Annotated in this window: 24 protein-coding genes; 20 read left to right on the top strand and 4 right to left on the bottom strand. The window is 64.8% G+C overall.

Features of this window, described 5'->3' with window-relative positions; genetic code table 11:
* Positions 1–2: 2 nt before the first annotated feature.
* Positions 3–635 carry a 2'-5' RNA ligase family protein gene (locus ACX80G_RS00455; RefSeq protein ID WP_459305005.1) on the top strand — a complete coding sequence of 211 codons (633 nt, stop codon included), beginning with the start codon at positions 3–5 and terminating at the stop codon, positions 633–635.
* Complete coding sequence (locus tag ACX80G_RS00450; RefSeq protein WP_459305004.1) at positions 583–1,689, top strand: YihY/virulence factor BrkB family protein; 1,107 nt, start codon at positions 583–585, stop codon at positions 1,687–1,689. The genes ACX80G_RS00455 and ACX80G_RS00450 overlap by 53 nt, the downstream gene beginning before the upstream one ends.
* Positions 1,690–1,705: 16 nt before the next feature.
* On the opposite strand, the gene ACX80G_RS00445 is transcribed toward ACX80G_RS00450, so the two are convergent.
* Genes ACX80G_RS00445 through sdhC form a run of 4 tightly spaced genes read right to left on the bottom strand, consistent with a single transcriptional unit; the run spans position 1,706 to position 5,181 of the window.
* Positions 1,706–2,494 (bottom strand): succinate dehydrogenase iron-sulfur subunit, encoded by a 789-nt coding sequence (locus ACX80G_RS00445; protein ID WP_459305003.1) that lies wholly within the window; start codon positions 2,492–2,494, stop codon positions 1,706–1,708.
* A complete protein-coding gene (gene sdhA / locus ACX80G_RS00440; protein ID WP_459305002.1) occupies positions 2,494–4,272 on the bottom strand; it encodes a succinate dehydrogenase flavoprotein subunit in 1,779 nt (592 codons plus the stop codon). Before sdhA ends, ACX80G_RS00445 begins: the two co-directional genes overlap by 1 nt.
* Positions 4,273–4,332: 60 nt before the next feature.
* Positions 4,333–4,800, bottom strand: coding sequence for a succinate dehydrogenase hydrophobic membrane anchor subunit (locus tag ACX80G_RS00435; protein ID WP_459305001.1), 468 nt, complete (start codon positions 4,798–4,800; stop codon positions 4,333–4,335).
* Between the two features lie 3 nt (positions 4,801–4,803).
* Positions 4,804–5,181: a succinate dehydrogenase, cytochrome b556 subunit gene (gene sdhC / locus ACX80G_RS00430; protein ID WP_459305000.1), complete on the bottom strand. Its 378-nt coding sequence runs from the start codon at positions 5,179–5,181 to the stop codon at positions 4,804–4,806.
* A 222-nt stretch (positions 5,182–5,403) separates the two neighbouring features.
* Between sdhC and ACX80G_RS00425 the strand changes: the two genes are divergently transcribed.
* The 18 genes from ACX80G_RS00425 to ACX80G_RS00340 all read left to right on the top strand — a co-directional run bounded on the left by ACX80G_RS00425 (position 5,404) and on the right by ACX80G_RS00340 (position 26,240).
* Positions 5,404–6,543, top strand: a complete 1,140-nt coding sequence (locus ACX80G_RS00425; protein ID WP_459304999.1) for a mannose-1-phosphate guanylyltransferase — start codon at positions 5,404–5,406, stop codon at positions 6,541–6,543.
* A 184-nt stretch (positions 6,544–6,727) separates the two neighbouring features.
* On the top strand, positions 6,728–7,942 hold the full coding sequence (locus ACX80G_RS00420; protein ID WP_459304998.1) for an amidohydrolase: 1,215 nt from the start codon (positions 6,728–6,730) through the stop codon (positions 7,940–7,942).
* 126 nt (positions 7,943–8,068) lie between these two features.
* Complete coding sequence (locus tag ACX80G_RS00415) at positions 8,069–9,103, top strand: LLM class flavin-dependent oxidoreductase (protein WP_459304997.1); 1,035 nt, start codon at positions 8,069–8,071, stop codon at positions 9,101–9,103.
* A 190-nt stretch (positions 9,104–9,293) separates the two neighbouring features.
* Entirely contained in the window at positions 9,294–10,427 is a 1,134-nt protein-coding gene (locus tag ACX80G_RS00410; RefSeq protein ID WP_459304996.1) for a BMP family lipoprotein, read from the top strand.
* A gap of 163 nt (positions 10,428–10,590) precedes the next feature.
* A complete protein-coding gene (locus ACX80G_RS00405) occupies positions 10,591–12,126 on the top strand; it encodes an ABC transporter ATP-binding protein (protein WP_459304995.1) in 1,536 nt (511 codons plus the stop codon).
* Complete coding sequence (locus tag ACX80G_RS00400; RefSeq protein ID WP_459304994.1) at positions 12,123–13,364, top strand: ABC transporter permease; 1,242 nt, start codon at positions 12,123–12,125, stop codon at positions 13,362–13,364. The genes ACX80G_RS00405 and ACX80G_RS00400 overlap by 4 nt, the downstream gene beginning before the upstream one ends.
* On the top strand, positions 13,361–14,647 hold the full coding sequence (locus tag ACX80G_RS00395; protein WP_459304993.1) for an ABC transporter permease: 1,287 nt from the start codon (positions 13,361–13,363) through the stop codon (positions 14,645–14,647). Before ACX80G_RS00400 ends, ACX80G_RS00395 begins: the two co-directional genes overlap by 4 nt.
* A gap of 2 nt (positions 14,648–14,649) precedes the next feature.
* Positions 14,650–15,069 (top strand): cytidine deaminase, encoded by a 420-nt coding sequence (locus ACX80G_RS00390; RefSeq protein ID WP_459304992.1) that lies wholly within the window; start codon positions 14,650–14,652, stop codon positions 15,067–15,069.
* A 54-nt stretch (positions 15,070–15,123) separates the two neighbouring features.
* Complete coding sequence (locus ACX80G_RS00385; RefSeq protein WP_459304991.1) at positions 15,124–16,416, top strand: thymidine phosphorylase; 1,293 nt, start codon at positions 15,124–15,126, stop codon at positions 16,414–16,416.
* Positions 16,417–16,719: 303 nt separating this feature from the next.
* A complete protein-coding gene (locus tag ACX80G_RS00380) occupies positions 16,720–17,379 on the top strand; it encodes a DedA family protein (RefSeq protein WP_459304990.1) in 660 nt (219 codons plus the stop codon).
* Positions 17,380–17,431: 52 nt separating this feature from the next.
* Positions 17,432–18,568 carry an adenosine deaminase gene (locus ACX80G_RS00375; protein ID WP_459304989.1) on the top strand — a complete coding sequence of 379 codons (1,137 nt, stop codon included), beginning with the start codon at positions 17,432–17,434 and terminating at the stop codon, positions 18,566–18,568.
* Entirely contained in the window at positions 18,561–19,358 is a 798-nt protein-coding gene (locus tag ACX80G_RS00370; RefSeq protein WP_459304988.1) for a MazG nucleotide pyrophosphohydrolase domain-containing protein, read from the top strand. Before ACX80G_RS00375 ends, ACX80G_RS00370 begins: the two co-directional genes overlap by 8 nt.
* Before the next feature lie 46 nt (positions 19,359–19,404).
* Positions 19,405–20,685, top strand: a complete 1,281-nt coding sequence (gene eno, locus ACX80G_RS00365; protein WP_459304987.1) for a phosphopyruvate hydratase — start codon at positions 19,405–19,407, stop codon at positions 20,683–20,685.
* Between the two features lie 82 nt (positions 20,686–20,767).
* Positions 20,768–21,538 carry an FtsB family cell division protein gene (locus ACX80G_RS00360; protein ID WP_459304986.1) on the top strand — a complete coding sequence of 257 codons (771 nt, stop codon included), beginning with the start codon at positions 20,768–20,770 and terminating at the stop codon, positions 21,536–21,538.
* A 76-nt stretch (positions 21,539–21,614) separates the two neighbouring features.
* A complete protein-coding gene (locus tag ACX80G_RS00355) occupies positions 21,615–22,304 on the top strand; it encodes a DUF501 domain-containing protein (protein WP_459304985.1) in 690 nt (229 codons plus the stop codon).
* Positions 22,301–23,269 (top strand): Ppx/GppA phosphatase family protein, encoded by a 969-nt coding sequence (locus tag ACX80G_RS00350; protein WP_459305338.1) that lies wholly within the window; start codon positions 22,301–22,303, stop codon positions 23,267–23,269. Before ACX80G_RS00355 ends, ACX80G_RS00350 begins: the two co-directional genes overlap by 4 nt.
* A 56-nt stretch (positions 23,270–23,325) precedes the next feature.
* Positions 23,326–24,726 carry a S8 family serine peptidase gene (locus ACX80G_RS00345; protein ID WP_459305337.1) on the top strand — a complete coding sequence of 467 codons (1,401 nt, stop codon included), beginning with the start codon at positions 23,326–23,328 and terminating at the stop codon, positions 24,724–24,726.
* Positions 24,727–24,803: 77 nt separating this feature from the next.
* The gene (locus tag ACX80G_RS00340) at positions 24,804–26,240 is read left to right on the top strand and encodes an NAD(P)/FAD-dependent oxidoreductase (protein ID WP_459304984.1); all 1,437 of its coding nucleotides are present in this window, start codon (positions 24,804–24,806) and stop codon (positions 26,238–26,240) included.
* Positions 26,241–26,410 lie beyond the last annotated feature (170 nt).

The raw sequence follows: 26,410 nt of genomic DNA, 5'->3' as shown, positions 1-26,410 counted from the left end.
GCATGGACCAGCCTGTCAGCGCCACCACCAGCAGCCAACCGTCGCCGGTCGGTGGACTCGCCGCGCACCATGGTGAAAGTGCCTGGGAAAGCTGCGTCGGCGTCGTCATCGCGGTCCCCGAACCGCTGGCAGCCGAGCTCGGACGGTGGCGTGCCTCCTTCGGTGACCCGATGGCTGAACTGATTCCGGCGCACATCACCCTGGTGACCACCACGCCCGCGACCGACTGGGACGCGACCGTCAAGCATGTGCGTGACGTGGCCCGCGGGCAGAAGCCCTTTACAGTGACCCTCAAAAGCACCGGGACGTTCCGGCCGGTATCCCCGGTGGTCTTCCTCAACCTTGAGGAAGGCTTCGATGCCTGCGCAGAGCTGCACGCCAGGCTCCAGTGCGGACCCCTGGAGCGGTCGCTCGAATTCCCGTTCCACCCCCATGTGACTGTCGCGCACGACGTCAGCGCAGCGAGTATGGATGGGGCGGAGACCCAACTAGCCGGATTCGAGGCATCCTTCACGGTCCGTACTATGGGATTATACGAGCACGATTCGTGCGGCACCTGGAGACTGAGGGAAGAGCTGAGCTTTGGCGAGGATCAAAACCAGGGCGATCACCCCGGCCCAGATCGACTACTATAACGAGCCCCGACCGGCCGAACTAGCCCACCTCAAACTCAAGGTGATCGACGCTCGCAAGGAGCTGAACAAGGTGCGGCGCCGGGGTACCGGTGGGCTTCCCCTGCTGGAAGCAACGACTACCTATTTCTTGGCCAGGATTTTCGTGCAGCGGCCGGTGCGGGTGTTCCACCTGTACGCGGTCCGCCGGGGACCACTGATGGCCGCAGGCATTGCGTATCGCCTGTTCTTCTCGATGGCGTCGCTGCTGCTGGCGGGGTTCTCGATCCTCGGCCTGGTGGTCGCCGGAAACGTTCCCCTGCAGAACCTCATCGTCGAGGCGGTGAATGCTGCGGCACCGGGAATCCTCAAAATGGAACCGGACGGGCCCGGCCTGGCCACCCCGGCACAGCTGTTCAACGCCAACGACGGCCTGACCCTCACCCTGATCGTCTCCACCATCATCACTGTGATTACCGCCCTGGGCTGGATTGCGGGGGTCAGGCAGGCGATGCGCGGGATTTTTGCCCTCCCTCCGCTGGCTGAACACCCGGTACTGATCCGGGTGAAAGACCTTGGAACCTTGCTGGTGCTGGGGGTTGCCATGGTTCTCACCACCGTGGTGGGGCTGGTTGCCAACACGCTCCTGGACGTGGTGTTCGACTGGCTGGACTTCGGTGACACTGGACGGCCCTTGACCCAGCTCGCCGGGATCGTGATCATGCTGGTCCTCGACTTCGCCGTGGCAGTGATCCTGTTCCGACGCGCGTCGGGGATTGAACAGTCGCGGCGGCTGCTCATCCAGTCGTCGCTCATCACCGCGGTGGGAAGCACTGTGCTGCGGACGTTCAGCACGTTGCTTCTCGCCAGCGTGGGTGGCGGCAACCCGCTGCTGGCCCCGTTCACCGTCGTCGTCGGGCTGTTCGTCTGGTTCTTCCTGCTTAGCCAGGTGTATCTGCTGGCCGCCGCGTGGGGTGCCATCGGCGCCGCCGACGCCGAAGCCAGGCTCGCACCACGCCACGGCCGGTCGCTGAAACAGCGGAGCCGCGTCGCCTCCCGTAGTTCATCTCCGCGCTGAGCGGTAACGAACGAAACTAGATCTTGCGGCTCAGAATGGCCTGCTTGACCTCGGCGATGGCCTTGGTGACCTGGATGCCTCGAGGACAGGCTTCAGTGCAATTGAACGTGGTGCGGCAGCGCCACACACCCTCTTTATCGTTGAGGATCTCCAGGCGCATGTCGCCGGCGTCGTCGCGGGAGTCGAAGATGAACCGGTGCGCGTTCACGATCGCCGCGGGACCAAAGTACTGGCCATCGGTCCAGAAGACGGGGCACGACGACGTGCACGCGGCGCAAAGGATGCACTTGGTGGTGTCGTCGAAGCGTTCCCGCTCCTCCGAAGACTGCAGGCGCTCCTTGGTGGGCTCGTGGCCACGGTTGACCAGGAAGGGCATGACCTCCCGGAAGGACTGGAAGAACGGCTCCATGTCGACGATGAGGTCCTTCTCCACGGGGAGGCCTTTGATGGGCTCCACGAGGATGGGCTTCGACGTGTCGAGGTCCTTCAGCAGGGTTTTGCAGGCCAGCCGGTTGCGGCCGTTGATCCGCATCGCGTCCGACCCGCAGACACCATGGGCGCAGGAACGCCTGAACGTTACAGTGCCGTCGTGCTCCCATTTGACCTTGTGGAGGGCGTCGAGCACGCGGTCGGTGCCATACATGGTCAGCTTCCACTCGTCCCAGTAGACGTCGTCTGAAACTTCCGGGTTGAACCGGCGGACCTTCAGCGTGATGTCGAACGTCGGGATTTCCCCGCCGCCGCCAATCCCCGGTGCGAGGTCAATTTTGGAGGCTGGTTCTCTTTCGACTGTTTCAGTGCTCATCAGTACTTACGCTCCATGGGCTGGTAACGGGTAAACACAACCGGCTTGGTTTTCAGGCGCACCCCGGAAGTATCGGTGGCCGTCGGATCCCGATAGGCCATCGAATGGGTCAGGTAGTTCTCGTCGTCCCGCTCGGGGAAGTCCTCGCGGAAGTGTCCACCGCGGGATTCTTTCCGGTGCAGGGCTGCAGCGGTCATGACCTTGGCCATGTCGAGCAGGAACCCGAGTTCAACGGCTTCGAGCAGGTCAAGGTTGAACCGTTTTCCCTTGTCCTGGACGGTGACGTGCTTGTACCGTTCTTCCAGCCCATCGATCACGCTCAGTGCCTCCAACAGGGTCTGCTCGGTGCGGAACACCTGGACGTTGGCATCCATGATGTCCTGCAGCTCCTTGCGGATCTGCGCCACCCGCTCGCCGCCCTCGGAGCTGCGCATGGTGTCGAGCAGCGACTCGGTCTCGACCAGCGGGTGTTCGGGAATTTCCACGAAGTCGGCGGTCAACGCGTACTCAGCGGCGTAAATCCCGGCCCGCTTACCGAACACGTTGATGTCGAGCAGCGAGTTGGTGCCCAGACGGTTCGACCCGTGAACTGAGACGCAGGCAACCTCGCCTGCGGCGTACAGACCAGGCACCACCGTGTCGTTGTCCTGCAGGACCTCTGCCTTGATATTGGTGGGGATGCCGCCCATGGCGTAGTGGGCGGTAGGGAAGACCGGTACCGGCTCGGTGTACGGCTCAACGCCCAGGTAGGTCCGCGCGAACTCGGTGATGTCGGGTAGCTTGGCGTCGATGTGGGCTGGCTCAAGGTGGGTGAGGTCCAACAGGACGTAATCTTTGTTGGGCCCGCAGCCGCGGCCTTCCCGTACCTCGTTGGCCATTGAGCGGGCAACAATGTCGCGGGGCGCCAGGTCCTTGATGGTCGGAGCGTAGCGCTCCATGAACCGCTCACCCTCCGAGTTACGCAGAATCGCGCCTTCACCGCGAGCTGCCTCGGAGAGCAGGATGCCGAGGCCAGCAAGACCGGTTGGATGGAACTGGAAGAATTCCATGTCTTCAAGCGGGATGCCCCGGCGGAAGGCAATGCCCATGCCATCACCGGTCAAAGTGTGAGCGTTGGAGGTGGTCTTGTACACCTTGCCGACTCCGCCGGAGGCGAAGATGATCGACTTGGCCTGGAACACGTGAAGTTCGCCAGTGGCGAGATCGTACGAGACGACGCCGGCCACCCGGGTCTGCACCTTGGTGACCTCGTCGACTGTGACCTCCTCCTGAACGGTCAGGAGGTCAAGGACGTAGTACTCGTTGTAGAACTCGACATTGTGCTTGACGCAGTTTTGGTACAGGGTCTGCAGGATCATGTGGCCGGTGCGGTCGGCGGCGTAGCAGGAGCGGCGCACCGGAGCCTTGCCATGGTCGCGGGTGTGACCGCCGAACCGGCGCTGGTCGATGCGGCCCTCAGGTGTGCGGTTGAACGGCAGGCCCATCTTCTCGAGGTCCAGGACCGCATCGATGGCCTCCTTGGCCATCACCTCGGCAGCGTCCTGGTCCACCAGATAGTCGCCGCCCTTCACCGTGTCGAAGGTGTGCCATTCCCAGTTGTCTTCCTCGACATTCGCCAGGGCCGCGCACATGCCTCCCTGAGCCGCTCCGGTGTGGGAGCGGGTCGGGTACAGCTTGGTCAGTACTGCCGTCTTCGCGCGCTGACCGGATTCGATGGCTGCGCGCATGCCAGCGCCGCCGGCACCCACGATGACGACGTCGTACTTGTGGACCTGCATACGTGTTGCTCTTTCTGTTGTAACCGGACGGCCGCGCCGGCGGCCGGAAGCGTCGCTAGCCTACGGGGCCGGGCAGTATGGCGCTACGTGCGCCACGCCGTCGATCACTGGGCACGGATCGAAGGTGAAAATCACCAGGGTGCCGAGCACGATGATGACGACGGTCGAGGCGTAGAGCACACTCTTGAGCCAGAACCGGGTCGAGTCCTTCTCGGCGTAGTCGTTGATGATGGTCCGGATGCCGTTGGTGCCGTGCAGCATGGCCAGCCACAGCATCACGAGGTCCCAGATCTGCCAGACAGGCTGGGCCCACTTGCCTGCCACGAAGCCGAAGTCGACGCCCTTAATGCCGTCGCCGTCGACCAATGAGGTCCAGAGGTGCACGAAGATCAGTACCACAAGGATGATGCCCGAGACCCGCATGAACAGCCAGGCGAACATTTCGAAGTTGCCCTTGCTGGCGCCGCTACGCGTGTACTCAGGCGCTACGCGGCCCGAGCGGGGACTTTCAATGACTGGGGTAGCCATGGCTTAACCTCCGAAGACAACCGAGAGATGACGGATGGAGAACGCGACCATGGTGACAAACCACAGTCCGACGACGCCCCACAGAAGTTGGCGCTGATACTTGGGTCCCTTTTTCCAGAAGTCGATCAGGATGACGCGCAGCCCGTTGAACGCATGGAAAACGATGGCTGCCACCAACCCCAGTTCGCCCAAGCCCATGATGGGGTTTTTGTAGGATTCGATCACTGCGTCATACGCCTCCGGAGACACCCGCACCAACGAAGTGTCGAGCACGTGGACCAGGAGGAAGAAGAAGATCACTACTCCGGTAATACGATGTGCTACCCAGGACCACATGCCTTCACGGCCGCGATAAAGGGTGCCTGCTGGTGTCTTCGACACTGAAATAACCTCCCCTGCAACGCCCGGCGTTTGCGTGTCTGCCACGCAGGTAGACCCCGGTGCGAAAGCACTCTTCACTTGATCCTAATGTAGGCTCCGTCACCCGCAGGTTCAATTTAGGCTTCCCTACGCTGTGACATTCTTAACAGCGACATTCTTGACAGCGCCTGAAGCGAGAGGCGTACCAGCGAGTATTCGGCGTTGTGCACTAACGTGGAGGCGATGACTACGCACAGGGCTGGTGCCCAGAACCCAGATGAGGCGCTTGAGCGTTTCTATGGCGTGATCCCCGCCGGGGGGGTAGGAACACGCCTCTGGCCGCTGTCCCGCGCGGCCGCCCCGAAGTTCCTGCATGACCTGACCGGGTCCGGCAGCACGCTGATCCGCGCTACCTATGACCGCCTGGGACCCCTCAGCGGCGACCGCATAATGGTGGTCACCGGGAAGGTGCACCGGCGGGCCGTCCTGAAGCAGATCCCCGAGATCCAGGACTCCAATCTGGTCCTTGAGAGTGAGCCGAAGGACTCGGCGGCTGCCATCGGGCTCGCCGCTGCCATCCTGTACCAGCGGGACCCCGACATCATCATGGGCTCCTTCGCCGCCGACCAGGTCATTACGCCGGTCGAGGTGTTCCAGGACGCGGTCCGGGAGGCCATCCACACCGCGGCGCAGGGATACATTGTCACGATCGGGATCCAGCCCACCCTCCCCGCGACCGGCTTCGGTTACATCCGGGCCGGCGAAACCCTTGACATTGAGGGTGCCCCGAGCGCCCACGCGGTGATTGAGTTCGTCGAAAAGCCCTCCGAGGAAGTGGCCCGCGGTTACCTTGAGACCGGCAACTACAGTTGGAACGCTGGCATGTTCGTTGCGCCGGTGGCGCTGATGCTCCGCCACCTCGAAGCCAACGAACCAGAGCTGTACGCCGGCCTGACCGAGATCGCCACGGCATGGGACACCCCTGCCCGGGTCGAGGTGGCCCGCCGGGTCTGGCCGACCCTGCCCAAGATCGCCATTGACTATGCGGTCGCCGAACCGGCCGCCGCGGCTGGCGATGTCGCAATGATCCCCGGCAACTTCAGCTGGGACGACGTCGGCGACTTCGCCGCCATCGGCCGGCTGAACCCGGCTATCGAAAACAGCAAGCTGACGGTAATGGGGGAGGGTGCGCGGGTGTTCTCCGACAACGCCTCGGGGATCGTCGTGTCCGACACCAAACGGGTGATCGCCCTGATCGGGATCGACGATGTAGTCATTGTCGACACCCCTGACGCGCTCCTCGTGACCACTAAAGAGCACGCCCAGGAAGTCAAGAAGGCGGTCGAGCACCTGCGGGCCAGCGGCGAGATCGACGTCCTCTAGCATTCCCTCCCACCCATCGCCGAAGACACCCTTCCTACCCATCGCCGAAGGGGTAGGTCTGGTGGGTTCGACGGCGCTGAACTCTCCAGATCTCGCGGTGCGCCGGCGGGGTTGAGGGATGCCGGGCAGCTTCATGCTGCCGCACAGTTCTCCGGTGCAGACCCGCGGTGGCTAGGCTGGAGGGGTGCAGACCAATCGCAGTGCGCCAACCGTTCCGTCAGTCGCTCCGCCCATCGGTGTGTTCCTTGCCCCCTTGCTCGAGGAACTGACCCGGTTCAGGAGGGATCTGCACATCCACCCCGAGCTTTCGCACAAGGAATACCGCACCACGGATCGATTGGTTGAGCGCCTCGAAGCGGCGGGTCTGCACCCCCAGCGCCTTCAATACACAGGACTTTTCGTTGACATCGGGGAAGGTCCCATCCGGTTGGGGTTGCGCGCCGACATCGACGCCCTCCCGGTTCTCGAAGAGACCGGCCTTCCCTATGCCTCCGCCTCGACCGGAATCGCCCATGCCTGCGGGCACGATATCCACGCGAGCGTGATGCTCGGTGTGGCGCTGGTGCTCTGCAGGATGAACGACGACGAACCGCTGGGTGGGCGGATCAGGGTAATCTTCCAGCCCGCCGAGGAAATGATGCCCGGCGGTGCCCTCGAAGTGATCGAGCAGGGAGTGCTCGGTGGTGTCCCCCGGATCCTCGCTTTGCACTGCGACCCGCATATCGACGTCGGCCTCGTCGGCACCAGGATCGGCGCGATCACCTCGGCCTCCGACACCGTCAGGGTAGAGCTGACCGGCCGCGGCGGCCACACCTCTCGCCCGCACCTGACCGAGGACCTGGTGTTTGCGCTCGCGAACATTGCGGTGAATGTGCCTGCGGTGTTGTCCCGCCGGATCGACGTCCGCAGCGCCGTATCGGTGGTCTGGGGTCAGATCCACGCCGGCAGCGCCCCCAACGCAATTCCCGGGCATGGGTTCATGTCCGGGACCATGCGCTGCCTTGACGGCGAGGCATGGGAGGCCGCAGGGGACCTCCTTGACAGTACGGTCCGTCAGATTGCTGCACCCTTCGGCGTGGAGGTCCACCTTGAGCACACCCGCGGGGTGCCCCCGGTGATCAACACCGAGGCCGAAACCGGGCTGCTCGAAGCGGCGGCCCGCGCCGAACTGGGCCCCGATGCGGTCGTCCTCACCCCCCAGTCCATGGGCGGGGAGGATTTTGCGTGGATGACCCAGGAAGTTCCGGGCGCCATGATGCGGCTCGGCACCCGAACCCATGGCGGCGAAACGTATGACCTGCACCGGGGCGACTACAACCCCGACGAACACGCCATCAGCTGCGGCGTCAGGGTGATGGCCAACGCTGCGCTGCGCGCCATCCGCGCTGTCAGGCATTAGCCAAAACCCTGGGGCCGACCAAAACCCTGGGACTTGATCCCAGGGGGACGGTGACCCGAATGGAATAGGGAAGGCACCAGGCCGGTTACCTTCCCTGTGAGCACATCAGTAAGCACCCGACCGCCCATGTCAGTCCTCGACCTCGCCACCGTCGGCGTCGGAAAGTCCTCCGGTCAGGCGCTGGCCGACAGCACCACCCTCGCGCAGGCGGCCGACCGGCTAGGGTTCCGGCGTTTCTGGGTCGCCGAACACCACAATATGCCCGCCGTGGCCTCCACCTCACCGCCCGTGCTGATGGCTCACCTGGCGTCACAGACCGAGCGCATCAGGCTCGGCTCGGGCGGTGTGATGCTCCCCAACCACGCACCCTTCGTGGTCGCCGAACAGTTCGCTCTGCTCGAAGCCTTGTACCCGGACCGGATTGACCTGGGCATCGGCAGGGCTCCCGGCACCGATCAAGCCACGGCCATGGCCCTCCGGCGGCAGGCCGGCGGCCTGGGCGTCGAGGAATTCCCGCAGCACGTCCTTCAGGTGATGTCACTCCTCGGCGACCACCGCTCCCCGGACCAGGCCCTTAACCTGGTCGCCACCCCGTCGGCCACGAGTTTCCCTGAGGTCTGGCTGCTGGGCTCCAGCTCCTACTCGGCGCAGCTCGCCGGCATGCTCGGCGTGCGGTACAGCTACGCCCACCACTTCGGCAACGAGGACCCGGCGGCAATCATGAACCTGTACCGGTCCAACTTCCAGCCCTCCCCGGTGCTCGACGAACCGCACGCCATGCTGGCCACTTCGGCCCTTACCGCGGACACCGAGGAGGAAGCCGATTACCTGGCCGGCCCCGCCCGGGTGATGGCGCTGGCCCTCCGCTCGGGGCGGCTGGGTCCCATCGTCTCCCCGGAAGACGCCGCGTCCCGGCAGCTCACCGACCAGGAACTGATGGTGCTGGAGCACCTGCCCGCCATCAAGGCGGTCGGCACTCCGGCCCAGGTAGTGAACCGCCTGGCTGCCCTGGTTCAGCAGACCGGCGTCAACGAAGTGATGATCACCGGAACCACGTACGACGTCGCCTCCCGGGTAGCCTCGCTGGAAGCGTTGGATGCCGCGTGGACCGACGACGTTTCCAACGGAATACCGGTTGGTAACAAATCCCGAACAATGTGATCTTCGTCGCCTGATTTGGTAAGAGCTGGGGCGGTGCGCCGCTAGAGTAAGTTCATATCGTGCCGGCCCACGGCGCGGCCCAGTGCCTACGAAAAATCAGTGAAAACAGAGCCTTGCGCACGCCAGTGCGTCAGTGGCGGTCACTCACTGAGATCTTCAGCCGTGGGGCTCATTTCTTTCTGGAGGAATTTTGAAGAACTCACAGCGCACCACCATGCGCCTCAACAACAAGACGGCCCTGTCAGCCGCAATGCTCGGTGTCTCCGCTCTGCTACTGGCCGGTTGCGGCGCGGCGCCAGAGGAGCCAGCAGGATCAGCCGATGCCAGCGGGGACGCAACAGAAGCGACAGTCGACTACACCGGCTGCATCGTCTCCGACTCCGGTGGCTTCGACGACCAGTCGTTCAACCAGTCCAGCTACGAGGGAATCACCGCGGCTCAGGAGAACCTGGGCATCGAAATTCGTGAAGCGGAATCGAAGGCCGAGACCGACTTCGCCCCCAACGTCAATTCGATGGTCACCAGCGGTTGCGACCTGATCGTCACAGTCGGTTTCTTGCTCTCGGCGACCACCGCCGAAGCCGCCGAAGCGAACCCCGACACGAACTTCGCCATCGTCGATGACAGCCAGATCGTCCTGCCGAACGTCAAGCCCATCATTTACGACACGGCTCAGGCTGCATTCCTGGCCGGTTACGCCGCAGCAGGTACCACCGAGACCGGCTCTGTAGCCACCTACGGCGGCATCCAGATCCCCACCGTGACCATCTTCATGGACGGTTTCGCCGATGGCGTCGCCTACTACAACGAGCAGAAGGACACCGACGTCCAGCTGCTCGGTTGGGACAAAGAAGCCCAGACCGGTACCTTCACCGGTGACTTCGAGTCACTCGCCAACGGCAAAACCAACACCGAGAACTTCATCAACGAGGGCGCCGACATCATCATGCCGGTCGCCGGCCCAGTGGGCGTAGGCACCATCGAAGCGGTCGAGGAAGCCAACGCCGACGGCGCCAACGCCAAGGTCATCTGGGTTGACTCCGATGGCTTCCTGACCGTGGACGCCGGCAACGAATTCATCCTGACCTCGGTCATGAAACTGATGGGTGAAGCGGTCGAAGAGGTCATCAGCACCGACGTCGACGACAAGTTCGACAACGCCCCCTACGTGGGCACCCTGGAAAACGGTGGGGTAGCCCTCGCGCCCTTCCACGACCAGGAGGAGTCGGTCTCCGACGAGCTGAAGGCCGAACTGGAAGAGATCCAGGCCAGCATCATCTCGGGCGACATCACTGTGGAATCTGAAGCCAGCCCACAGCAGTAACAGCTGTGGCATAACGCGCCGCCGCTCCGCGTGAGGGTACATCCGCACGCGGGGCTGGCGGCGCGTTATGCGTTTAGGCTGGTGTCCAGCAGACATCTCATCGACCACCTACCGGCCACCGCCGCAGTGGTGGTCCTGATCCAGAACAGGTGGTTGGAGTCCGTTGTTGCTCGAACTGCAGGGAATAACAAAGAAGTTTGGCACCCTGGTGGCGAACGACTCCATCGACCTCATCGTCAAACCTGGCGAAGTGCACTGTCTGCTCGGCGAGAATGGCGCAGGCAAATCCACTCTCATGAATGTTCTCTATGGACTGTATGAACCCACGGACGGCAGCATCCTGCTCGACGGCAAGGCCGTCACCTTCAGGGGCCCCGGCGACGCCATGGCCGCCGGGATCGGCATGGTGCACCAGCACTTCATGCTTATCCCCGTCTTCACCGTCGCCGAGAATGTTGCGCTGGGCGACGAGTTTACCCGCGCCGGCGGTCTCCTCGACCTCGAGAAAACCCGCGCCAAGATCCGTGACATCTCCGACCGGTACGGGTTCGACGTCGACCCCGACGCCCTGATCGAAGACCTCCCGGTGGGCGTGCAGCAGCGGGTCGAGATCATTAAGGCACTGGTCCGTAACGCCAGCGTCCTGATCCTCGACGAGCCCACTGCTGTCCTGACCCCCCAGGAGACCGACGAACTGATCGAGATCATCGGCCAGCTCAAGGCTGCGGGCACGGCGATCGTCTTTATCTCGCACAAACTGCGCGAGGTCCGGGCCGTCTCCGACGTGATCACCGTGATCCGCCGCGGCGCAGTGGTGGGAACCGTTGACCCTGCCACCAGCACCTCCGACCTGGCCAACATGATGGTCGGCCGTCAGGTGAGCCTGAGCCTGAACAAGGCGCCCGCCCAGCCGGGGGAGCGCACCTTCCAGGTCAAAAATCTTACTGTCCTCTCCGCTACCGGGCAGCGACTGGTCGACGACGTCACCTTCGACATTGCCCAGGGTGAGATCCTCGCCGTCGCCGGTGTCCAGGGCAACGGCCAAACCGAACTCACCGAAGCCATTCTTGGCCTGCAGCCCCACGCCAGCGGATCCATCACGCTGAAGGGCACCGAACTGATCGGGATGAAGGCCAAAGAGGTGATCCGGCAGGGTGTCGGCTTCGTCCCCGAAGACCGGAAGGTTGATGGGCTGGTCGGCACCTTTTCGGTCGCCGAGAACCTGATCCTCAACTGGTACAACGAGCCGCCCTTCGCGAAGGGTCTGGCCATGAAACCCGCGGTGGTCCAGGCCAACGCCACGGCCAAGATCGCCGAATACGACGTGCGCACCCAGTCAGCTGAATCGGCTGTCGGCACCCTCTCGGGCGGTAACCAGCAAAAAGTGGTGCTGGCACGCGAATTATCCCGGCCACTGAACCTGTTCATTGCCTCACAGCCGACCCGCGGCGTCGACGTCGGGTCCATCGAGTTCCTGCACAAGCGCATCGTCCAGGAGCGCGACGGCGGGACCCCGGTGATGATCGTGTCGACCGAACTGGACGAGATCAGCGAACTAGCCGACCGGATTGCTGTCCTGCACCGCGGACAGCTGATGGGCGTGGTCCCCGGTAACACCCCGCGGGACGTCCTTGGATTAATGATGGCCGGAATGACGGCGGACGAGGCCCTGGGCCAGTCCGCGGAGGAGAAACAATGAGCTCACAGCTGCAGCAGGGCGAGGGCTCCCGCAGCGTCCTCCACCGGATCATGGGCGGAAGCACGCTGGTGGCTCTGTTGGCGGTGGTCCTGTCCATCGTGCTGGGCGGCCTCCTGATCGCCGTCACCGACGAGCGTGTCGCCGAGACGTCGTCGTACTTCTTCAGCAGGCCCGGCGACATGTTGTCCGCCGCCTGGGAAGCAGCCAGCGGCGCGTACATTGCCTTGTTCCAGGGCGCCGTCTTCAACCCCGGAGCCGACACCATCGCGCAGGCGTTCCGCCCGCTCACCGAGACGCTCACGGTCGCGACCCCGCTGATCCTGGCGGGCCTCGGCGTCGCCATCGCGTTCCGCACCGGACTCTTCAACATCGGGGCCCAGGGACAGATCATCCTCGGCGCAACTTTCGCAGCCTGGGTCGGTTTCACCCTTGACCTACCGCCGGGCATCCACCTCCTCATTGCTGTGCTCGCCGGTTTTGTTGGCGGTGCGCTCTGGGGCTTCATCCCCGGCATCCTCAAGGCACGCACCGGAGCCCACGAGGTGATCGTGACGATCATGCTCAACTACGTCGCCGTGTACCTGGTGGCGTACCTCCTGTTCACCCCGGCGTTCCAGAACCCCGGCTCGTCCAACCCGATCAGCCCGCGGCTGGACGACTCGGCCCTGTTCCCGCTGCTCCTGGGCTCCGGCTTCCGCCTGCACCTGGGCTTCCTGGTCGCACTCGCGGCAACCTACGGCGTGTGGTGGGTGCTGAACCGTTCGACGACCGGTTTCGAACTCCGGGCCGTCGGCGCCAACCCGAACGCGGCACGCACCGCCGGTATCAGCGTGACCAGGGGGTACGTCGTTGTCATGATGATTGCCGGTGGCCTCGCCGGCCTGGCCGGGGTGGCGCAGGTCGCCGGTACCGAGAAGGTCCTGACCGGTGGTATCGCCGCCAGTTTCGGTTTCGACGCGATCACCGTTGCCCTGCTGGGCCGTTCGCATCCCTGGGGCGTGTTCTTCGCCGGACTGCTGTTCGGTGCCTTCCGCGCCGGTGGGGTCCAGATGCAGACCCAGACCGGCACACCGATCGACATCGTGCTGGTAGTGCAGTCACTGATTGTGCTCTTCATCGCCGCACCGCCCCTGGTCAAGGCCATCTTCAGGATCGACCGGAAAAAGAAAAAGACCAACAAAACCGATCAGTCCTTCCAGGAAATCACCACCACGACGGCAGCTGGAGGAGTGGCGTGAGCGTTGCAACAGACATGCGGCCCAAGGGCCCGTCGCGGACACCGACAGTCAGGAACTGGAAAGCCCCCATCGGCTTCGGCATCGGCGCCTTGGTCGCCCTGCTCGTCTTCGCGCTGGGCGGCCCATCGCAGACCGCTGTCTTCCGGGTCTCCGACGACTCGGACCGGTTCCGGCTGGCCGATGTGGCGCTCCCCGCGGCGGGAGTCGGCTGGTTCACCGCCGTCGTCCTTACCCTGATCGCCGTGTACTCGTTCCTGCAGGTCAGGAACGGTCGCCCGGTGAACCGGTGGATTCCGATCATTTACGGTGCGCTATTCATGGTTGCCTTCCTCACATGGGTGGTGGGCAGCGCAAACACGCCCAGTATTTCTCTCTCTGGTCTGATCGCCGGATCGGTGACCCTCGCGATCCCGCTGATCTTCGGCTCCCTCTCCGGCGTGCTGTGTGAGCGGGTCGGTGTGGTGAACATTGCCATCGAGGGCCAACTGCTTTCCGGTGCGTTCGCCGCAGCCGTAGCGGCCTCGATTTCCGGTAACGCCTACGTCGGTCTGATCGCCGCCGCGTTCGCCGGGACCCTGGTCTCGGTGGTGCTCGCGGTGTTCAGCATCAAGTACTACGTCAACCAGATTATCGTCGGTGTGGTGCTGAATGTGCTGGTTTCCGGGCTGACCGGGTTCCTCGCCTCGACGCTCCTGGACCGCGACTCCGCCACCTTCAACTCTCCACCGAACCTGCCGATCATCAGTATCCCGTTCCTGTCCGACCTGCCGATCATCGGCGGCATCCTGTTCAGGCAGAGCATCGTCGGCTACCTGATGTATGTCGCAGTGATTGTCATCTACGTGGGCCTCTTCCACACCAGGTGGGGGCTACGGGTCAGGGCCGTCGGCGAACACCCGCAGGCGGCAGACACCATGGGGATCAAGGTCAATGCCACCCGGTTCTGGAATGTCCTGCTGGGCGGCGCTGTCGCCGGATTCGGTGGCGCTTTCTTCACCCTCGTCTCAGTGAGCTCCTTCTCCCGGGACATGACCGCCGGTGCAGGCTACATTGCCCTCGCGGCATTGATCTTTGGGCGCTGGAACCCGATCGGAGCGTTCTTCGCGGCCCTCCTGTTCGGCTTCTTCACCAACCTTCAGTATGTGCTCTCCATCATCGGTACCTCGGTGCCGAGCCAGTTCATGGCCATGCTCCCGTACATTGTCACAATCCTCGCCGTCGCCGGGCTGGTCGGCCGTTCGCGGCCACCCGCAGCCGGCGGCACCCCGTACATCAAGGAGTAGCCATGACCGCTGTCCCCACCGCGGGCCACCAGATCCCCTGGGAGCAGCTCACCGCGGCGGCCACCGAGGCGATGCGCCGTGCCTACGTGCCGTACTCGAAGTTCCCGGTCGGCGCCGCGGCACTGACCGACGACGGCCGCGTGGTCTCGGGGTGCAACGTGGAGAACGCCTCCTACGGGCTGACGCTGTGTGCGGAGTGTTCCCTGGTGAGCCAGCTGCAGATGACCGGCGGCGGGAAGCTCGTCGCGTTCAGCTGCGTTGACGGCAACGGCAACACCCTGATGCCCTGCGGCCGGTGCCGCCAGCTGCTGTACGAGTTCCGTGCCCCCGGCATGGTGCTCCTGACGGTGAGCGGCATCAAAACCATGGACGAGGTGCTGCCCGACGCCTTCGGACCTGAGCACCTCACCGCCAACCCCTAGGGCGCACCCTGTGCAGCCCACAACGTAGCCACCGAAGTTAAGGACACCCAGTACATGTCTGATCAGTTCGACGCCGTCGACATCATCCGCATCAAAAGGGACAGCGGTACCCTCAGCCCGGAGCAAATCGACTGGACCATCGACGCGTACACCCGCGGCGCCATCGCCGATGAGCAGATGGCCGCCCTCAACATGGCCATCCTGCTCAACGGGATGGACCGTGCCGAGATCAGCCGATGGACGACGGCGATGATCGCCTCGGGTGAGCGGATGGACTTCTCGTCCCTGGGCAAAGCCACCAGCGACAAGCACTCGACCGGCGGAGTGGGCGACAAGATCACCCTGCCCCTGGCGCCCCTGGTGGCAGTGTTCGGTGTCGCCGTCCCGCAGTTGTCGGGGCGGGGCCTCGGCCACACGGGTGGCACGCTGGACAAGTTGGAGTCCATCCCCGGCTGGCGGGCGGACCTGACCAACGACGAGATGATGCGCCAACTCGCCGACGTCGGCGCAGTGATCTGCGCCGCCGGTGCGGGCCTCGCCCCGGCCGACAAGAAGCTGTACGCGCTCCGGGACGTCACTGGCACCGTCGAAGCCATCCCGCTGATCGCCTCGTCCATCATGAGCAAGAAGATCGCTGAGGGCACCGGCTCACTGGTCCTCGACGTGAAGGTGGGCAGCGGCGCGTTCATGAAAAACCTTGACCAGGCCCGCGAGCTGGCCCGCACCATGGTGGCCCTCGGCCTCGATGCGGGAGTCAACACGGTTGCCCTGCTCACCAACATGGCGACGCCGCTGGGCCTCACCGCCGGCAACGCGATTGAGGTGCAGGAGTCGGTTGAGGTGCTCGCCGGTGGTGGACCGCAGGACGTGGTGGAACTGACCATCAGGCTGGCCGAGGAAATGCTCGCCTGCGCCGGTGTCCGGGACGCCGACCCGGCTGCAGCGCTCAGGGACGGACGGGCCATGGACGTCTGGAACTCAATGATCGAAGCCCAGGGCGGAGACCCACGCGCCGAGCTGCCCGTCGCCAGGGAATCGGAAACCGTCTACGCTCCCGCCGATGGCGTGCTCGTGGAACTCGATGCCCTGTCCGTTGGTATTGCTGCCTGGCGCCTCGGCGCGGGGCGTGCGCGCAAGGAGGACGCCGTTCAGGCGGGGGCGGGAATAAGGATGCACGCCAAGCCGGGTGCGCTGGTGCGCGCGGGGGAGCCACTGATGACCCTGCTCACCGATACGCCGGAGAAATTCGGGCGGGCGCGGGAGGCGCTCGAGGGCGCCGTCGTCATCGCCCCCGAAGGATCCCGGCCGGATTCGCAACTCATCCTGGACCGGATCGCGGAGGCCTAGCCCCCCGAGGTTTTACCCTGACGCCGCGCCGCCGGTACCCGCCCCGTTTTGTCCGCAGGTCCTCCTATGGGTGGACGCGGGCGGCGGGAAGATCAGCCGAACGGTCGACGCGGCGTCGGTCGTGTGCGGGCTAGCGTTGAACTATCACGGGGACCGAACATTCCGGTACCGAGTCAGCCACCCTCCACCTTTGCGGAAACAGGGGTCGTGTCAGGGGATCCACCCATGGCAGTAGTCCCCGGCGGATGACATCGTGATAACTGTCGAACAGTCAGCGAGCGGGAAGAAGGGGGTGGGCCACACATGGACTCGGTCATCACAGTCCTGAACGCGGCCAGCACGTTCATCCTCAGCACCGCGGAGCAGCCCTGGGTCTACCTCCTGGTGTTCATCTGCTGCACGGTCGACGGATTCTTTCCTCCCTTCCCCAGCGAATCGGTGGTGGTGGGCCTCGCCTCTCTCGTCCTCACCCAGGGCGTCCCCAACCCCTGGCTCCTCGTCATCTCCGCCGGTCTCGGAGCGTTCATCGGAGACAACATTGCCTACGCCATGGGCAAAGCAATCGGGACCCAACGGTTCCGGTGGATGCGCTCCGCCCGAATGCAACGATCCTTCGGCTGGGCCGCGTATGAGCTGCAAAAGCGGGCGGCTTCCCTGATACTTGTGGCCCGGTTCATCCCGATCGGACGGGTGGCGGTCAATCTCACCGCCGGAGCCACCGGCTATTCGCGCCGACGCTTCGTCGGGCTCACCGCGCTCTCGGCCGTGGTGTGGGCAACCTACTCGGTGGGAATCGGTGTCCTGGCAGGATCATGGTTTGAAGACAATCACCTGCTCGGAGTACTGGTGGCCATCGGTATCGCCGTGGTTCTGGGGGTCATCGTCGACCGGATCATAGCGGCGGTCCGCGGTTCCACACCCCTGCGCCCCGAGCCTGCCAAAGTTCACTCGGACAGCCAATAATTGCGGCGTCCACCGATAGGCCCGCCACCGCACCTCGCGTAAGGTAAGTGGAGTGACTGAGCCAATCATTTCCCCAGCGACCGACCTCACCTTCGACCTGCGGAGCCTGCCCAAGGTCTCCCTGCATGACCACCTGGATGGGGGTCTGCGCCCGGCCACCATCATCGAGCTTGCCGAGGCAGCGGGCCACCAACTGCCGTCCACCGACGCTGTGGCCCTGGGGGAGTGGTTCCGCGAATCAGCCAACTCCGGTTCCCTGGTCCGGTACCTCGAAACGTTCGACCACACCATTGCTGTAATGCAGACCCGCGACGGTCTGATCCGGGTAGCCCGCGAGTTTGTCGAGGACCTTGCCGACGACGGCGTCGTCTACGGTGAAGTGCGCTGGGCGCCGGAACAGCACCTTACCCAGGGTTTGAGCCTCGATGAGGTAGTCGAGGCGGTCCAGCAGGGCCTCGACGAGGGAGTCGACGCCGTCGTCGCCGGGGGCAGGGCCATCCAGGTGGGCCAGCTCATCACCGCGATGCGGCACGCCGACCGTGGCCAGGAAATCGCCGAACTGGCCGTCAGGCACCGCGACAAGGGCGCCGTTGGCTTCGACATCGCCGGAGCCGAGGACGGGTTCCTGCCCTCCCGGTTCAAGGATGCCTTCACCTACCTGGCCGAACACCAGTTCCCCGTTACCGTCCACGCGGGGGAGGCCGCTGGCCTGGACAGTATTGTTGACGCGCTGGTGCATGGTCACGCTCTCCGCCTCGGCCACGGAGTCCGCATCGCCGAAGACATTGAAATTGAGTACGACGCCGATAGCGACGCGCCGGAACTCGGCGTCGTCTCCCTGGGCCAGGTGGCTTCCTGGGTCCGGGACCGCGGCATCGTCCTCGAGGTTTGCCCCTCCTCCAACCTGCAGACCGGAGCGGTCGCTGCGTTCGGTGGGGACATTGCCAGCCACCCCATCGACCTGCTGTTCCAACTCGGGTTCAAGGTCACCGTCAACACTGACAACCGCCTGATGAGCGGTGTCACCCTGACCGACGAGTTCGACCTTCTCACCGAAACCTTCGACTACGACATGGATGACCTGTTGCAGCTGACCCTCAACGCGGTCGACGCAGCATTCCTGCCGCTTGAGGACCGTGAAGCCCTGGCCGACTACATTACCGAAGGTTTTCTTCGCGCTGATGCCTGAGCTAGTACCGGGCCCCACCTCGCCAGCAGGCCAGCATCCACTGGACCGGCTGGTCGAGGTGGTGGCCCAGCTACGGGAACACTGCCCGTGGATGGCCGCGCTCACGCACGCCTCGCTGGTTGAATACCTGGTGGAGGAGTGCTACGAACTGGTCGACGCACTCGACGCTTTCAACACACGCGCCGGTAATTCCGCAGGATCCGAGGTTTCCGACCACCTGCGCGGGGAGCTGGGTGACGTCCTCCTGCAGGTGGTCCTCCACGCCCAGCTGCAACGCGAACACGGCACCTTCGACCTCGCCGGCGTCGTTGACGGGCTGACCCGGAAGATGATCCGGCGTAACCCGCACGTTTTTACTCCCGACGGGGAGCTGCGGGAAAGTTTCCCCGCCACCATCGAGTCCATCGTTGAGACCTGGCACCAGGTCAAGCGGGTCGAGGAGCCGCAGCGGGTCGACCCGTTCCACGGCATCCCCGTGCACCTGCCGGCCCTGGCCCTGGCGGCAAAAACCCTCCGGCGGACGGCTGAGCCGGCGCCGGAGTCTGCGACGGCCCTGCTCGCTGATGCCCCGCAGACCGAAGCGGAGCTGGGCGACCTGCTGCTGTCGATGGTCCGCCGGGCCACCGCCGATGGGTTGGACCCGGAGCTTGCCCTCCGGGCGGCGGTGCTCCGACTTCAGGAACGGGCCAGGCTGACCGAGGAAGACACGATCGGCGCCGCCCCCGACGTTTCCACTAGGCTGGGGGGAGACCCCGCCGCCGATACCCCAAGCCGGACAGGTCAGCCCTGACCGGACGCACCGCGACTACCTATCCCAGGACCGAAGGAGCATTCCCATGGCCATCATCGATGCCATCCACGCACGTGAAATCCTTGATTCCCGCGGCAACCCCACCGTTGAGGTGGAGGTACTGCTCGACGACGACACGTTCGGCCGTGCAGCGGTCCCCTCAGGCGCCTCCACCGGTGCGTTCGAAGCCAACGAACGCCGTGACGGCGACAAGGCCCGCTACCTCGGCAAGGGAGTCCTGCAGGCAGTCGAAGCAGTGATTGAACAGATCCAGCCGGCACTCCTCGGCTTTGACGCCACCGACCAGCGGGCTATCGACCAGGCCATGATCGACCTCGACGGCACCGAGAACAAGTCGAGCCTGGGCGCCAACTCGATGCTGGGCGTGTCACTGGCCATCGCCCGCGCCGCCGCCGAATCCTCGAAGCTGCCGCTCTACCGTTACCTCGGCGGCCCCAACGCCCACGTCCTTCCCGTCCCCCTGATGAACATCCTCAACGGCGGCTCTCACGCCGATTCCGACGTCGATGTCCAGGAATTCATGATCGTCCCCCTCGGTGCCGAGTCCTTCTCGGAAGGCCTCCGCTGGGGCGTCGAGGTCTACCACGAGCTGAAGTCGGTGCTCAAGGAGCAGGGCCTGGCCACCGGGCTGGGCGACGAGGGCGGCTTCGCCCCGAACCTGCCGTCCAACCGTGCAGCTCTTGACCTGATCACCACGGCCATCGAGCGCGCAGGCTACACGCCGGGCAAGGACATTGCGCTGGCGCTGGATGTCGCCGCATCAGAGTTCTACACCGACGGTGCGTACCACTTCGAGGGTAAGGCTCTGACGACAGCCGAGATGAACACGTACTACGGCGAACTGGTCCGGGATTACCCACTGGTCTCCATCGAGGATCCCCTGGATGAGGAGGACTGGGACGGCTGGAAAGCACTGACCGAGCAGCTCGGGTCCAAGGTCCAGCTCGTTGGTGACGACCTGTTCGTCACCAACCCGGTGCGTCTCGCTCGCGGGATCGACGCCGACACCGCCAACTCGCTGCTCGTGAAGGTCAACCAGATCGGCACGCTCACCGAAACGCTGGACGCGATCTCGCTGGCCCAGCGCTCCGGGTACACCACCATCACCTCACACCGGTCAGGTGAAACCGAAGACACCACTATCGCCGACATCTGCGTGGCAACCAACGCCGGGCAGATCAAGACCGGCGCCCCGGCGCGTTCCGAGCGGGTCGCCAAATACAACCAGCTCCTGCGGATCGAAGAAGAGCTCGACGACGCCGCACGCTATGCCGGACGCGGTGCTTTCCCGCGTTTCACAGCCTAGTTACCAGCAGCGGCGGTTACCCTCGTTAGTAGGGACGGCCCACCGGCCACCTATCCCTGACCCGAGGATCTAGAGGAGTTTGATGTCGACCCGCCGACCCAAGGTGCCGCGCAGCGCCGGTCCCCGGATGCCGTTAACCGCAGCATCCGGGGACCAGTCCGGAGCACCCCGGGCCCGGCCCGCGGTGCGGTCGGCGCCGACCGCTGCAATGCCCGGGGCGGTAAAGGCTGCAGCCCCCGAGGTAGCGAAGGCTGCAGCCCCCCGGGCTGTGAAAGCTGCTCCTCGCGCTACAGGCCCGGCGAGGAAAGCGGCAGGACCCGCGGGAAGCGCAGCGTCCCCAGCGGCTGCCTCACTAACTCCTTCCGAAGCGCGGACCCAGCAGCGGGTACAGCTGGCCGGGGCAATCCGGCGGGCACGTCAGCCGTTCAAGCGGGAGCCGCCCGCCATCATCCCGGCCGAGGATGCCAAGCCGATCCCGGCCAAGTCCTTTTCCGGCCGGCTCCTGGCGTTGGCAGTGGTGCTGGTGACCATCACCGTGCTCCTGGCACCGTCGGTGCGTACTTACCTCCTCCAGCAGGGCGAACTCAATACCCTGCGAGACGAGATCGCAGCACTTGAGGAAACCCAGCTCGAGTCCCAGGAGCAGCTGGCCCGGTGGGAGGATCCGGCCTACATCAAGGCCCAGGCCCGCGAACGGATCTTTTTGGTCATGCCCGGCGAGACCCGGTACGTGGTGGTGGGCGAGACCGTACCCGGCGACGAAGCGGTGGGATCCTCAGGCGAAGCCCCGCAGGACCTGCCGTGGGTCGACGCGCTCTGGGACTCAATCGAACGTTCAGCGACCGATTCCTAGCATTCGTTCTCACCCAGGGACGTGTGCGCCCTGCCACCCACTACACCCCACCCATTCCGAAAGGTAGGACCCCCGCATGGATTCTGCGCCCAGCACCGAGCTGACCGCGTCCGACCTTGACACCCTTAGCCGCCAGTTGGGCCGCCCCGTGCGTGATGTAGTCGAGATCGGTGCCCGCTGCGTCTGCGGCAACCCTCTGGTTGCGACCACCGCCCCCCGGCTTTCCAATGGCATCCCCTTTCCTACCACCTACTACCTGACCCACCCGGTCATCACCGCAGCAGTGTCCCGCCTCGAAGCGTCGGGTCTGATGGCGGAGATGACCGAGCGGCTGGAACATGACCCGGTGCTCGCTGAAAAATACCAGGCGGCCCACCGGCATTACCTGCAGGTCCGGAAGGCCATCGGGGCCCGGTCAGGAACGGGTCCCGTGCCCGAAATTGACGGCGTGTCGGCGGGGGGAATGCCCACCCGGGTCAAGTGCCTGCACGTGCTGGTTGGACATTCACTCGCCGCGGGTCCAGGCGTCAACCCGCTGGGCGACGAGGCCATTGCGGGCATCTCCGAGTGGTGGACCCGCGATACCTGCTACTGCGCGGGAGCCTGGGACTCCGAAGGCTCGGTCCCGGACCGTGAACTGAGCCGCCACGCCCGTACCCAGGGCCTCACCCCCGAGGAACTCGAAACCAAACGAGCCAACCGTCGTATGGCCGCCGACGCGGCCGCCGATCCCACCACGGATCCCACCCCACCGGAGCGCCCCTGATGCGTACAGCCGCCATTGACTGTGGAACCAACTCAATTCGGCTGCTCATCGCCGACGTCGACGACGACGGCCGGACGCTCACCGACGTCGTACGGCTCATGCGGGTGGTCAGGCTGGGCGAAGGCGTCGACACCACTGGACGGCTGTCCGAGGCGGCGCTTGAACGCACCTTCGCCGCTGCCCGCGAGTACGCGGAGCTGATCCGGCGGCACGGCGCGGACCGGGTCCGGTTCGTTGCCACGTCGGCGACCCGTGATGCCGGGAACCGTGAGGAGTTCGCCGCTGGCATCCGTGAGTTGCTGGGCGTGACACCCGAGGTGGTCAGTGGTGACGAGGAAGCAGCCTTATCCTTCGCCGGTGCGTTGAGCGCGTTGCCGCCGGCCGCGCCAGCGAGCGAGGAATCGCTGGTGCTCGTCGTCGACCTGGGCGGCGGGAGCACCGAGTTCGTTGTCGGTAACGCCGGCGGCGTCCTGGCCTCGCGGAGCATGGACATGGGGTGCGTGCGCTTCACCGAGCGGTACCTTGTCTCGGATCCACCGTCTACCGGGGAGATCGCCACCATGGAGGCGGAAGTGCGGCGGCTGATCACCGAGGCGGCACGTGAGGTTCCGTTCGGCAAGGTCACCAGGGTCATCGGCGTGGCGGGCAGTATCACCACCATCACCGCCCATGCGCTGGGGCTGTCGGAGTACCGGGCGGCTGATATCCACGGTTCCGAACTCGCCCACGATCGGGTCTGGAACGCTGCCACCGAGCTGGTGCGGATGAGCCGTGACCAGCGTGCCGCCCTGCCCTACATGCACCCGGGACGCGTTGACGTCATCGGCGCCGGCGCACTGATCTGGCGCACCATTACCGCGCACCTGGTCTCCGCTACAGGTGGCAGGGTCGAAACCTTCATCGCCAGTGAACACGACATTCTCGACGGAATTGCCCTCGGCGAGAACAGGAAAGTAATCCAGTGACCAGCTCTCGCGGCGCGCTCAACTCCTGGCGGCGTGCAACGGCCTGCCTGTTAGGGATGGTCTTTGCCGCTGCCCTTCTACCCGCGGCGCCCGCCCAGGCCGACGACCTGCGGGAACGCGAATATTGGCTTGAGGACTATGGGATTGCCGAAGCCTGGCAGACCACCAAGGGCGAAGGCGTCCGCGTCGCAGTGATCGATAGCGGCGTCGACGGTTCGCACCCCGATCTGGACGGAGTGGTGGTAGGTGGCACTGACGTCTCAGGGTCCGGACAGCCCAACGGTCAGCTCGGCATCGGCGAGGTTGCCGAGCACGGCACCCTGGTCGCTAGCCTGCTTGCCGGGCGGGGCCATCTTCCTGACCCGCCGTCCAGCCCGTCACCGCCTGCTGACGACGACGAGAAGGACCAGGAGTCCGACCGGGAGTCCCCCTCGCCGAAACCCACTGCGACCACCGGGCCCGACAGCTACGGGCGCGGCCCAGAGGGAATCGTGGGTGTCGCTCCGGAGTCGGAGCTCCTCGCCGTCTCAGTCTGGATTGAGGGCGAGACCAAGGGGCCCAACCCGGCGGGGATCAGCATCGACACCCAGATCCCCGACGCCGTGCGCTGGGCGGTGGATAACGGTGCCCAGGTCATCAACATGTCGCTGGGAAGCACCTCGCCCACCTGGCCTGAAAGCTGGGATGACGCGTTCCTGTACGCCGAGCAGAACGATGTAGTCATCGTCGCGGCTGCCGGCAACCGTGCGGGTGGTTCCCTGCAGGTCGGGGCCCCGGCCACCATGCCGGGAGTCCTCGCCGTCGCCGGCCTGGACCGTCAGGGCGAAGCAAGCCGCGAATCTTCCTCCGAGGGAATCAGTATTGGGGTTGCCGCCCCCGCTGAGAACCTGGTGGGAGCCTTGCCCGGCGGAGTGTACGCCGACTGGTCGGGCAGCTCGGGTGCTGCGCCGCTGGTCGCCGGAACCGCGGCGCTGATCCGATCCAAATATCCTGACCTTTCGGCGGCCCAGGTGGTCAACCGGATCCTGCTGACGGCCCAGGACGCCGGGGCCGAAGGTGCCGAAGGTGACACTATCTACGGGTACGGAATTCTCGACGTCGCGGCAGCGGTCAACGCCGATCTCGCCGTTCCCGAGGAGAACCTGCTTGGGAGCATGGCAGAATTCATCGAGATCTACCGGAGGGGGGAACCGGCTCCACCCCCGGAGCCCGATGCGCCTACCAGTGAAGCCACTGCCGTCGACATCCCCGAACCCGAGGTGCCGGTCGCTGAAGACCCCTCAGCTTCGGCTGGCGGACTACCGGCGGCCATCGTGCTGGGATTCGCCGGGCTGATTGTCGTGGTTCTCGCTGCGGGGACTGTAGCGGTCCTGCGCGCCCGGCGAACGGCCCTGGCCAACCCGGAGGATGAAAGCGCGGATACCGGTTCTCTCGATACGGCCGTTCCCCGGCCCTAACTGACCCGTCAGAAGCCCGGCTTTCCACGCGACGTAAAGTTAGTGAAGATTTTCACAAAGTCCGGTACCATCGAGGCATGGCACTGAATCAACAGTTCTCCGACCGTCCGCGCATTCTTGTAGTCGGTGGCGGCTACGTAGGTCTCTATGTGGCACATAAGCTGCAGAAGAAGATCAAGTCCCACGGTGGCATCGTCACCCTGGTGGACCCACTGCCCTACATGACCTATCAACCCTTCCTGCCCGAGGTGGCCGGCGGCAATATTGAGGCCCGCCACGCTGTGGTTTCGCACCGCACGCACCTCAAGCAGACCGAACTGATCACCGGTAAGGTCACCGGCATTGACCACGCCCGCCGCACCGCGGTGGTCGCTCCGGCAGACGGTGGCGAGCCGTTCGAGCTGACCTACCGCGATGTCGTCGTGGCAGCAGGCTCGATCACGCGGACCTTCCCGATTGAGGGTCTCAAGGACCAGGGGATCGGCCTGAAGACCATCGAGGAAGCGGTCGCCCTGCGCAACCAGCTCCTCGAACGTATCGAGACCGCCTCGCTGATGCCCGCCGGCCCCGAGCGGGACCGGGCCCTCACCTTCGTCGTCGTCGGCGGCGGTTTCGCTGGGATCGAGACCATCACCGAAATCGAAGACCTCGCCCGCGCTGCAGTCAAGAAGAACGACCGCCTTGAGCATGCGGATCTGAGGTTCGTCATGGTGGAGGCCATGGGCAGAATCATGCCCGAGGTCACCGAGTCCCAGGCCGTCTGGGTAGTTGCCCACCTGCGGTCCCGGGGCATCCAGGTGTTGCTGAACACCTCGCTGGCCAGCGCGGTGGACGGCAGGCTGAAGCTCATCAATATGCCGGACAAAACTCCGGCAGACGAGTTCGAGACTGACACCCTGATCTGGACCGCGGGCGTGCAGGCGAACCCAATGGTCAGGTCCTCCGACTTCCCCATTGACGAGCGTGGACGGATTCGGGCCAACGCCGAACTGCGCATCACCGGCGACAACGGCCCCCTCGAGAATGCCTGGACCGCGGGAGACGTCTCTGCAGTGCCCGACCTGACCGGCGGCGGCGTCGGCGGGTTCTGCGTCCCCAACGCCCAGCATGCTGTGCGACAGGCCAAACTTCTCGCGAAGAACATCTACGCGCAGAACAACGGGGTGGGCCGGGTCAAGGAATACCGGCACAAAAACCTCGGCGCTGTAGCTGGCTTCGGCCAGTACAAAGGCGTTGCCAACATCATGGGATTCGGCATGCGCGGTCTCCCCGCCTGGCTGGCACACCGCGGCTACCACGGCATGGCAATGCCCATGTTCGAGCGCAAGTTCAGGGTGGTCTTCAGCTGGATTCTGAGCTTCGTGTTCGGTCGCGACACTACTCAGCTGATGGATCTGCAGACCCCAAAGCGTCAGTTCCGCGAGGCAGCGACCCCTCCGCCGAGGAAGGCCGAAGCGCCAGCCGGTGCCGGTGCGGCAAGGAGCGACTCCTACGGTGAGCCCGCCAAGAGCTGACCCCCTCCCACTCCTTCTTCACCCACTCCCTTTCGCCGGATGGTCAGCTCCTGTGCGCTGGCGAGCGTTTGAGTCGCCCGATATCACGGTTCGGCGGAAGGGTTTGGGGCCATGAGTGCCCCAGACATAGGCCTTGGTCTTATCCCGGAAAATAGTTCAAGATTCTTTCC

The organism is Arthrobacter glycogeni, assembly GCF_054510815.1.
Note: the sequence above shows the minus strand (reverse complement) of the source record. Positions and strands in the feature narration are given on the sequence as shown.